Raw genomic sequence first — 485 nt, 5'->3', positions numbered from 1 at the left:
AGCTCCTCGTCGTCATCTTCCGGGTCGTCGAAGCCGTCGTCCTCACTCATCGTCCTCGAACACCTCCTCGGCCGCCTCGGGGTCGAACGACTCGCCGGTCAGCGCCGGCTGGTCGCCGGTCACGAGCGTCGCGGAGCCGAAGAAGCGACGCCCCGGCTCCACGTCGACGAACGCCTCGTCGCAGTGTGGACACCGCGGCGCCGACAGCAGGCCGACGTGGACCTGCCGCTCACACGCGCCGCAGTCGGCCGCCCCCACGTTCCGGCGGTTGGCCTCGGCCTGCAGCTCCTCGACGGCGCTCCGGCGGGCGTCGGCGGCCTCCAGTTCGGTGACCCGCCGGCGCAGGCTCACCACCGCGTTCGCGAGCGTATCGAGCTGCTCCTCGCCGTCGTCGGCGCGGTCGAGCACCGAGGAGAGCACCGCCTCGTAGTTGTCGAACCCGCCCTCGACCTGCCGGTCGAGCTCCGCGAGCGACCGCCGGAGCG

The 485-nt window shown here is 73.0% G+C and carries 1 pseudogene; it reads right to left on the bottom strand.

What is annotated here, in order from left to right:
• Window positions 1-42: 42 nt before the first annotated feature.
• Window positions 43-485 (bottom strand): annotated as a pseudogene (locus tag ACFR9S_RS14000) (CopG family transcriptional regulator); the annotation flags it as partial.

The sequence above is a fragment of the Halolamina salina genome, from assembly GCF_042678005.1.
Taxonomy (GTDB): Archaea; Halobacteriota; Halobacteria; order Halobacteriales; family Haloferacaceae; genus Halolamina; species Halolamina salina.
The sequence above is the reverse complement of the archived record's forward strand: the minus strand, read 5'-3'. Positions and strand labels throughout refer to the sequence as shown.